Origin of the sequence: Intestinibacter sp., assembly GCF_051866655.1 — a bacterium.
GTDB lineage: Bacteria > Bacillota > Clostridia > Peptostreptococcales > Peptostreptococcaceae > Intestinibacter.
In genome coordinates, this window is record NZ_JBJDXL010000542.1 from 1 (window position 1) to 9633 (window position 9633).

At 30.8% G+C, this 9633-nt stretch carries 10 protein-coding genes; 8 read left to right on the top strand and 2 right to left on the bottom strand.

The window, feature by feature from the left end:
- The 3 genes from ACI3VO_RS16330 to ACI3VO_RS16340 all read left to right on the top strand — a co-directional run.
- Positions 1-460: hypothetical protein (locus ACI3VO_RS16330; RefSeq protein WP_439758928.1), on the top strand; the 460-nt coding region annotated here is incomplete at its 5' end.
- Between the two features lie 25 nt (positions 461-485).
- A complete protein-coding gene (locus tag ACI3VO_RS16335) occupies positions 486-1010 on the top strand; it encodes a hypothetical protein (RefSeq protein ID WP_439758929.1) in 525 nt (174 codons plus the stop codon).
- Positions 1011-1271: 261 nt separating this feature from the next.
- A complete protein-coding gene (locus ACI3VO_RS16340) occupies positions 1272-1643 on the top strand; it encodes a hypothetical protein (protein WP_439758930.1) in 372 nt (123 codons plus the stop codon).
- Positions 1644-1671: 28 nt separating this feature from the next.
- On the opposite strand, the gene ACI3VO_RS16345 is transcribed toward ACI3VO_RS16340, so the two are convergent.
- Both ACI3VO_RS16345 and ACI3VO_RS16350 read right to left on the bottom strand, forming a co-directional pair.
- Positions 1672-2106, bottom strand: a complete 435-nt coding sequence (locus tag ACI3VO_RS16345) for a DUF2383 domain-containing protein (RefSeq protein WP_439758931.1) — start codon at positions 2104-2106, stop codon at positions 1672-1674.
- 50 nt (positions 2107-2156) lie between these two features.
- The gene (locus tag ACI3VO_RS16350; RefSeq protein ID WP_439758932.1) at positions 2157-3635 is read right to left on the bottom strand and encodes a hypothetical protein; all 1479 of its coding nucleotides are present in this window, start codon (positions 3633-3635) and stop codon (positions 2157-2159) included.
- Positions 3636-3816: 181 nt separating this feature from the next.
- Between ACI3VO_RS16350 and ACI3VO_RS16355 the strand changes: the two genes are divergently transcribed.
- From ACI3VO_RS16355 to ACI3VO_RS16375, 5 genes are all read left to right on the top strand, one after another.
- Positions 3817-5136 (top strand): uracil-xanthine permease family protein, encoded by a 1320-nt coding sequence (locus tag ACI3VO_RS16355; protein WP_439758933.1) that lies wholly within the window; start codon positions 3817-3819, stop codon positions 5134-5136.
- Between the two features lie 218 nt (positions 5137-5354).
- Entirely contained in the window at positions 5355-6143 is a 789-nt protein-coding gene (locus ACI3VO_RS16360) for an FAD binding domain-containing protein (protein WP_439758934.1), read from the top strand.
- A 3-nt stretch (positions 6144-6146) separates the two neighbouring features.
- A complete protein-coding gene (locus tag ACI3VO_RS16365; RefSeq protein ID WP_439758935.1) occupies positions 6147-6605 on the top strand; it encodes a (2Fe-2S)-binding protein in 459 nt (152 codons plus the stop codon).
- A gap of 2 nt (positions 6606-6607) precedes the next feature.
- A complete protein-coding gene (locus tag ACI3VO_RS16370) occupies positions 6608-8902 on the top strand; it encodes a xanthine dehydrogenase family protein molybdopterin-binding subunit (RefSeq protein ID WP_439758936.1) in 2295 nt (764 codons plus the stop codon).
- A gap of 36 nt (positions 8903-8938) precedes the next feature.
- Positions 8939-9511 (top strand): nucleotidyltransferase family protein, encoded by a 573-nt coding sequence (locus tag ACI3VO_RS16375; RefSeq protein ID WP_439758937.1) that lies wholly within the window; start codon positions 8939-8941, stop codon positions 9509-9511.
- The last annotated feature ends 122 nt before the right edge of the window (positions 9512-9633 follow it).

Consider the following 9633-nt stretch of genomic DNA (forward strand, 5'->3'; position numbering starts at 1 on the left):
GCCTCTTTCTATTAATTATACTGGTCAAAGTAAGATTTTTAGTTCAAATAAATTGAGCAGATATGTTTCACTATCTAGGTTAGAGGAGGTTTCAACTTCGAAACTTACTTACTACGCTAAATCCAAGGCTGGATTTCAACTTGAATACGAATTAGGCCTATACGAGGGTATAACTAATGGAGTGGTTGTCTGTGGAAATTACTTTAGAAATATTTTTGTAGGCACATTATTGGATTACTTAAACGGATTTAGTTTAAAAAGCTCAGAAATGAAGATAGTATGGTTGTTTTTTGGAATATTTTTAGAGGGATTAAAAAATATATTGTTTTCATCCTTAGAATTAATTGCGATAGTACTAATATTGCTATTACAATCGACAGCTTCATATACATATATACTATCTTATATGCTTACATTGTTGTTTATAGTAGGTATAGCATATGTTTTTAAAAAACAGTAGCTTTTAAAATATGGAGGGTTTACATATGATTACAATAAGTCAAGCGATGTTAAAGGTGTCTGAATTAGACAGAATCTATAGAGATAAAATGTATACTATGATGAAAGTTGAAAATTTAATTCAAGAATATATTTTAGAATCTGACGGAAGTAGATTTGATTGTAATGAAGTAGTTGATTTTAACAGAGAATTTGAGTTGATAATAGAATTGGGAGAAGAGATTTCTCAGATAAAGACAAAAATATCTAAGGCAAATAATGAAAATTACATAGAAACAAAAAATGGAAAATTAAGCCTCCAAGGTGCTTTAAATAAAATAAAATACTTAAGGGATCAAGTTGAAAATTTCGAAGAAATTTTAGAACAGGTTAAGCCATCGAAGGAGAGAAAGGTAGATGCAGCTGCTACATCTGTATATTATAAGGTTAGAGAACCTAATTTCAATAAAAAAGAGCTTAAAAAGTATTTAGAAGATAAAAACGAAGAAATTTTAGAACTTGAAATAGCTTTAAATAAGGCAAACAATGAGGTATTAATAGATATAGATTAATAGAATTTTTTAATTCTTATTAATAAATATGTGTGTAATTTCTTTAAGCTACAAAAAAAGTATTTAGGTCTATAACAATTCAAAATTTAAATAATAATTACATCTAAATAATATATCTTTAATAACAAATTATAAATTAAAATTTAGTAAGATAGAGATTGAGAAGCAATCTTGAAAATAATTAAAAATTGCACACATCGGGCACAATATGTAACTTGTTATATGTTGTGCCTTTAGTTGCGCATAAGAAGGGAGTATTTTATGCAGGAAATAGATTTATTAAGAGAATGTAGAGATTTACTAGAAGAGGTAGATAAGCTTATCGGTCAAATGGGAAGCTTTGAAATGGATAAAACAGAATTCGATGTAGATGAAGATAATAAGCTAATTGTAATTACAGTAAATGATTCTGATACAGATACATTTACTTATAAAAATGCGTATGAATTTTTATATGATTATATGTTAAATATGCATGCAGATAATATAGATTATCTGAGAGAGCAATATGAGGATATGTTCGATGAAATCGATACAAATGATTGGATTATGAGAAGAGGATATATTGAATATATAAATTTGAGAATAAGAAAGATCTATTCTAGACTTAAGGAGATAGCAGATTTATATTAAAAAAATGCCACCACCTGGTGGCATTTTTTTATAAGTAAACTCTTAAGTCTTTTGCAAAATTTTCTTCTAGTTCAGATAAGTCATTGCATAAGCTTTTGATCGATTCTAAAGCGGCTGGATATTGGTTTATATATCTGTGTATGGATTTGATACCCATATTACAGCCGTCTGTCATCAAATCGGCGATTTCCTTGTCGTGCTCGCCTTTAATTAGCTTAAAGTTTATTTTTAGATAGCTCATAGTTTTAGCAATAGAGCTAGGTTGTTTTTCTGAATCTCCAAACTCCTTTAACTTATCTGATATTTTATTTTGTAATTTTTTATGGTCTTTTAAATATTTTTCTAATATAGAGTATAGTTTTTTATTGTCAGTTTTGTCTATTACCTGATTTATTGAATCTATACCCATTTTGCAACCAGCGTCGCATTCCTTTAATAATTTAATAGTATCTTCTGTAGGCATAATGAACTCCTTTAGCTATTTTAGAATTATTATGCCCATAATAGATATTGTTATTCTAAGCTTTGACCTTCTGAGCCATTGTCTGAAGGTTCTTCAGGTTCAGTCGGTTGAGTTGGCTCAGTTGGCTCTTCAGGTTCAGTCGGCTCAGTTGGTTCTTCGGGTTCAGTCGGTTCTTCAGGTTTTGGCTGAGGCTTCGGTTTATTGTTATTATTATTATTATTGTTGTTGTTATTATTGTTATTGTTGTTACTATTATTATTGTTATTATTATTATTATTATCGTAGTTATTATCAGTATTATTATCCATGCTGTTGTCTTCTTGTGTATCTATTTGTTCTTGATCGTCGACTTGTTCTTCTGTAGTATCAGGTTCTATTTGTTCTTCTTTTACAAAATCTTCAAAATACAAATTGACAGAATCTACTATTTCATTATTGTAAATTACTACTAATTTAGTGTTCCCTTCTTTAAGCCCTGTTATAGTACATTTTTTGCCGTCATTTGTAAAAGTACAAATAGAAGGATTTTCTATTTTAAAGCTCAATTTTGATAAATCGATTTTCTTTGAATTTTTACTTTGTATTATTACATTTAAATTAGTCTCTTGATTTATAGGTAAAATGTAATTTCCGTTTTCTATTTTATATTCTGTTGTTATAGATACACCAGATAGAACAGGCTCTGCTTCTTTAGTAAAGTTTTTGAAAACAAAAAATCCTAAAGCGCATATAACCAATATTGGAACTAATATTAAAACTATTTTCTTAAATATAGAGCTAGATTCATATTCATCATCGTCGTCATAATCATCGTCGTATTCGTCTTCATCGAAATCATGATTTAAATAATATTTTGAATTACTTTTAATTTCTGTTTTATTGTCTTTTCTACTCATTTTGTCATCATCTTCTTTTTCGTTTATTTCTTTTTCCTCTACTTTATTTTTTTCGATTTTTTTGTCTTCTTTAGGTTCTTTTTTTGAAGAAGATAAAGTCTTTTCTTCAAAATGAAGTGGCTTTAAATTGTCATCCTTTTTTTCTTCTTCTAAATTATTTTTTTTGTCTAATTTAATTTTAGAATCACTTTTTAAATTATTATCTTCAATTTTTTTTAGATTAAGATTTTTCTTAGGTTCTTCTTCATTTTTTTTAGATATTTTAAAATCTATATCAGATAAATCTTCATAATCTGGAATGTCATCTATCCAATTAAGTGCATATGAAAAACAATCTACTATATACAATGCTGTTTTTTCTGATATACCATTTTTTGTAAGTATAGTTTTTGCTCTTAAATAAGCAAAATTTTTATCTATATCTCTTTTATCGTGAGCATTTACTATTGCAGATACTGCGTTCTTTTCAATTGCATGTTCTACTAATTTAATTTCCTCATCTAGGTTTGGAATTAAATTTTTAAGAGTTACTATAAATTTTTGAGCATCCAGAAAAATATTTATACCATAATTATCAAACATATACTTTAGAGCATAACTTAAGTTGTTTTGTAGTGTTCTTTTTTTATTCATAAACTGACCCCTTTAATTTCTTAATTTGATTATGTTTTACTAAATTTCATCATAATACTTTTTTTGCATTTAATCAATATTTTTATACTTTATTTTAGCAAATATTATGAAATAAAGTATAGAAATTTATGGATGTGTATGTTATATTTTATTGGTAATTAAATAAAAAAGGAGTGTATTTATGGAAAAAAAGGGTTCAGTTTATGAATTAGATGGAAGAGTTGAATTACAAAGAGCAATTCCTTTGGGAATACAACATGTTCTTGCGATGTTTTTAGGTAATATTTCTCCACTTATAATTGTATGTGGGTTATTGGAAATGGATGCAGGTTTAAAATCAATGCTTATACAAAATGCGATGTTTGTAGCAGGTTTGATTACACTAATTCAATTATATCCAATAGGACCAGTAGGAGCTAAACTTCCTATAGTAATGGGTACAAGCTCAGGGTTTATAGGAACTGCAAAAGCAATAGGTGCACAATACGGTTATGGAGCAATATTAGGAGCTTCTTTAGTTGGGGCAGTATTAGAAATGGTTTTAGGATTTTTTATAAAACCTCTTAAAAAATTATTTCCACCAATAGTTACAAGCTTAGTTATAATATCTATAGGTTTATCTTTATTACCAGTTGGAATTAAGTACTTCGGCGGTGGAGCAGGAGCTGAAGACTTTGGTTCTTTAAATCATTTATTAGTCGGTACAACAGTTATTATAGTGATATTGATATTTAAACAATTTAAAGGATTTTTAAATGACTCATCTATATTAATAGGAATAATAGTTGGATATATACTAGCTATATGTCTAGGTATGGTAGATTTTACACAAGTAAAAGAAAGTGCGTGGATATCTCTACCACATCCAATGGTAGTTCCTTTTGAGTTCAATATGCAGGCTATAATAGCTATGGGAATAATGTTTATCGCTACTACAGTAGAAACTGTAGGAGATATATCTGGTATTACAAACGGTGGTCTTGACAGAGAACCTACTGATAGAGAATTATCAGGTGGTGTTATGGCAGATGGTGTTGGTAGTTTAGTTGCCGCTGTATTCGGTGTTTTACCAAATACTTCTTTCAGCCAAAATGTAGGCCTTGTAACTGTTACTAAGATAGTAAATAGATTTGTCATAATGACAGGTGCTATATTCTTAATTTTATGTGGATTCTGTCCGAAATTAAGTGCATTATTTTCAGTTATGCCACAATCTGTTTTAGGTGGAGCAGCAGTTATAATGTTTGCTATGATTTTAGTAAGTGGTTTACAATCTCTATCTAGAGAAAAATTAGATGGAAGAAACGGTCTTATAGTAGCTTTAGCTATAGGTCTAGGAGTTGGAATAGGTAATGTACCTGAAGTTTTAGCTCAATGTCCAGCTTGGGTATCAAATATATTTGCTCAAAATGGTATAATAATGACTTTCGTAATAGCTACTGCTTTAAATCTTATATTACCTAAAAATAAAGAAGATCAAAAAGAAGAAGCTACAGCTTAAAAATAAATTAAAATATTTTAAAATACTATAGAAGTAAGTGTATTATTTGTGATAAAATAAATTTAGTTTGATATAAATTTAAAAATAAATTATTTACATATTAGAGGGAAGGAGACCTTTGGCGCCCGAATGTGCCTCCTTTTCCCAAAAAGGAGACAAACGGTAGAGTTTGTCTTTTTTAATGTAGAGGTAATGAATATATTAAATAGGAGGATTCGATGTTTACTATTAAAAAATACGTTGTTGTAGATAGCTTAGAGGAAGCTTACGAATTAAACCAAAGTAGAAAAGCAAATGTATTAGGTGGGCTTTTATGGATGAAAATGGGTAAAAAAACTATCCAAACAGCTATCGATTTATCTAATTTAGGACTTGATAAAATAGAAGAAAAAGAAGATTGCTTTGAAATAGGTGCTATGGTCACACTTAGAGATTTAGAAACTCATGAAGGGCTTAATAAATATTTTAGAGGTGCTATAAAAAATTCAGTTAAGAGTATAGTTGGAGTTCAATTTAGAAATAGTGCTACTGTAGGAGGAAGTATTTTCTCTAGATTTGGATTTTCAGATCCTCTTACATGCTTCTTAGCATTAGATAGCTATGTAAAGCTTTATAAAGGCGGAATAATACCTATGAAGGAATTTGTAGACATGCCTTACGATAATGATATACTTGAAAAAGTAATAATAAAAAAAGATGGTAGAAAAATAGTCTATACTTCTCATAGAAATATATCTACTGATTTTCCTGTGCTTACTTGTGCAGTTGCAAAGGTAGATAAAAAATTTGAAGTAGCAGTTGGAGCTAGACCACAAAGGGCAGCCTTAGTACTTGATGAAGAAAATATTTTAAGTGAAAATCCAACTGCTGATGAAATACAAAAATTTGCCGACTATGTTGCAAGCAAGCTAGTATTTGGAAGCAATATGAGAGCTAGTAAGGAATTTAGAAGTCATTTATGCAAGGTTTTAGTTAGAAGATCTATAAATGAGATAGGAGGTATGTAGACTATGGAGATTAAATTTTGGTTAAATGGAAAATTAATAAAAGACGATGTAGAGCCTGATACAGTTTTACTTGAATATGTCCGCAGCAAAGGATGTATGAGCGTCAAAAGAGGATGTGAAACTGCAAACTGCGGTCTATGTACAGTTTGGGTAGACAACAAGCCTGTGCTTTCATGTGCAACTCTTGCAGTACAGGTAAACAATAAAAAGGTTACAACACTTGAAGGTGTTCAAGATAGAGCTAGAGATTTCGGAACATTTTTAGCTAAGGAGGGAGCTGAACAATGCGGTTATTGCTCTCCAGGATTTATAATGAACGTATTAGCTATGGAGGATGAATTAGAAAATCCTACAGAGAGGGAAATAAAAGAATACTTAGCAGGTAACCTGTGTAGATGTACAGGATATCAAGGACAACTTAGAGCGATTAAAAAATATCTAGCTAGAAATAAGGAGGTATAGAGATGAAGTATGTAAATAAATCTGTTATGAAAAAGGACGCTATGGCTTTAGTTACAGGTAAGCCTGTGTATACTGACGATATAGCGCCAAAGGATGCTCTTGTGGTAAAGGTACTTCGTTCACCTCATGCCCATGCACTTATAAAAAATGTAAAAAAGGATGTAGCTCTTAAGGTTCCTGGAATAGAAGGGATATATACTTGGGAGGATGTTCCAAACACTAGATTTACTACTGCTGGACAAACTTATCCAGAGCTAAGTCCATACGATAGAAAAATCCTAGATAATAGAGTTAGATATGTAGGAGATGCCGTTGCAATAGTAGCAGGAGAAAATGAAAAATGTGTAGATAAGGCGCTAAAAATGATAAAGGTAGATTATGAAGTATTAGAACCTTTAATGGACTTTACAAAAGCATTAGATAATGACATAATAGTTCACCCTGAGGACGATTGGAGCGTTAAATTACCTGTAAGCCCTGACGTAAAGAGAAATTTAATATGCCACGATGTAATAGCAGAAGGCGATTTAGAAGCTGAATTTGAAAAATGCGACTATGTCATAGAGGAGACATTTTTAACTAAAGCAAATCAACAAACTATGATGGAAACTTTCAGAGCTTATACATATATGGATGCATTTGGCAGATTAGTATGTGTTGCATCTACACAGGTGCCATTTCACGTTAGAAGAATACTATCTCATGCTTTAGATATACCTAAATCACAAATAAGAATAATAAAGCCTAGAATAGGTGGAGGATTTGGTGCAAAGCAAAGTGTCGTATGCGAAATATTCCCAGCATTTGTAACTTACAAAACTGGAAAGCCAGCTAAAATAGTGTACTCTCGCCAAGAAAGTACAGTGGCATCAAGCGGTAGACATCAAATGCAGGTAACTGTAAAATTAGGTGCAGATAAAGAAGGAAATCTAAGAGCAGCGTCACTTTACACATTGTCAAATGCAGGTGCTTTTGGAGATCATACACCTACTACTATAACTCTAACTGGACATAAGTCTCTACCACTTTATACAAGCAATATAAAGGCGTTTAAATTCGAATTTGACGGCGTATACTCAAATACTATACCTACAGGTGCATATAGAGGATATGGAGCTACACAAGGTGTATACGCACTAGAGGTTACAATGGACAAGCTAGCATTAAAGATGAACATGGATCCAGTAAAACTAAAAGAAAAAAATCTTATAAAGCAAGGTGACTACATGCCAGCATACCATGGAGAAACTGCAAATTCATGTACTCTTGATAAATGTGTAGATAAAGTTAAAAAAATGATAAATTGGTATGAAAAATACCCATGCAAGCAAGTTTCAGATAATAAAGTAAGATCAGTAGGTCTAGCTGTTGCGATGCAGGGTTCTGCTATAAGCTTTGTAGACGTAGCTAGTGTCAGAATATCTGTAAATGATGATGGCTTCTACTCAATGATGGTAGGTGCTACAGATATGGGTACAGGCTGTGATACAATACTAGCACAAATGGCAGCTGAATGTCTTGATACTGATATAGACAATATAACAGTTTACGGAGTAGATACAGATATATCTCCATATGATTCAGGCTCTTACGCATCTAGTACGACTTATTTAACAGGAAAGGCGACTATAAAAACTTGTGAAATGCTTAGAGAGCAAATAATAGCTGCAGGTGCTGAGATGCTAGAATTAAATCCTGAGGATGTAGATTTCGATGGACAAAAGGTATACTCTATAGTTTCAGAAAAAGAAATATCTCTAAAGGACATAGCAAACAACGTTATGTGCTATAGCAATCATACTTTAACAGCTTCAGCTAAGGAAAAAACACCTATTTCACCACCACCATATATGGCAGCAGCAGTTGAAATAGAATTAGATAAAGAGACAGGACATATAGATATACTAGATTATGTAGCATGTGTGGACTGTGGAACAGTAATAAATCCAGCTCTTGCTACTATACAAACTGAAGGCGGTATAGTTCAAGGTATAGGTATGGCTTTATATGAAGATATAAAATACGATAAAAACGGAAGAATGATAAATGACTCATTTATGCAATATAAAATACCTACAAGACTTGATATGGGCAATCTAAGAGTAGAGTTTGAAAGCAGCTATGAGCCAACAGGACCATTTGGAGCTAAATCAATAGGAGAATTAGTTATAAATACTCCATCTCCAGCCCTATGTCAAGCTATATACAATGCGACAGGTATTTGGTTTAACGAGCTTCCTATGACTAGTGAAAAAATAGCTATGGGAATACTAGAAAAAGAACTAGAAAACAAATAGTATATTTTATATTACAACTATTGAAGGGAGGAAATTATGTTAAGTGTAATAGTTTTAGCTTCTGGAAATAGTAAAAGATTTAAAAGTAATAAATTGTTATACGAAATAGACGATAAACCTATGTATTTGCACACAGTAGAAAAATTAATAAATTTGAAGAAAAAGTGTAAAAATATAGATGAAATAATATTTGTAACAAAGTATGAAAAAATAATAAATGATTTAGAAAATAAAGATATAAAAGCAATAAAAAACAACAATAGTGAATTTGGAATATCCCAGTCTATAAAGCTGGGAGTTTCAAATTCCAATAATGACTGTTATATGTTTACAGTCTGTGATCAGCCTTATATAAAAGAAGACACTATAGAAAATTTTATAGATGGATTTATAAAAAGTGGCAAAAATCTAGGCTGTGTAAGCAGTGACGGTCTTCTTTTGAATCCAACTATTTTCACGAAAAAATATAAAGATGATTTGATGAGTTTAAAAGGAGATAAGGGCGGAAAGAAGATAATTTTAAAAAATTTAGATGATTTGTTTGTGTTTGAGGTTTGTGATCATTATGAATTAATAGATATAGATTACAAAGAGCAGTTGGAGGATTGATTTGTAGATGAAAATTTATTCTTATAAAGACGATCAAATAATAGAGCATAATAGCTTGATAGAAGCTTTAGAAATAGATATACAAAAAGACAGGAGTTGTAGTCGGAAGAACATGCGTCAAT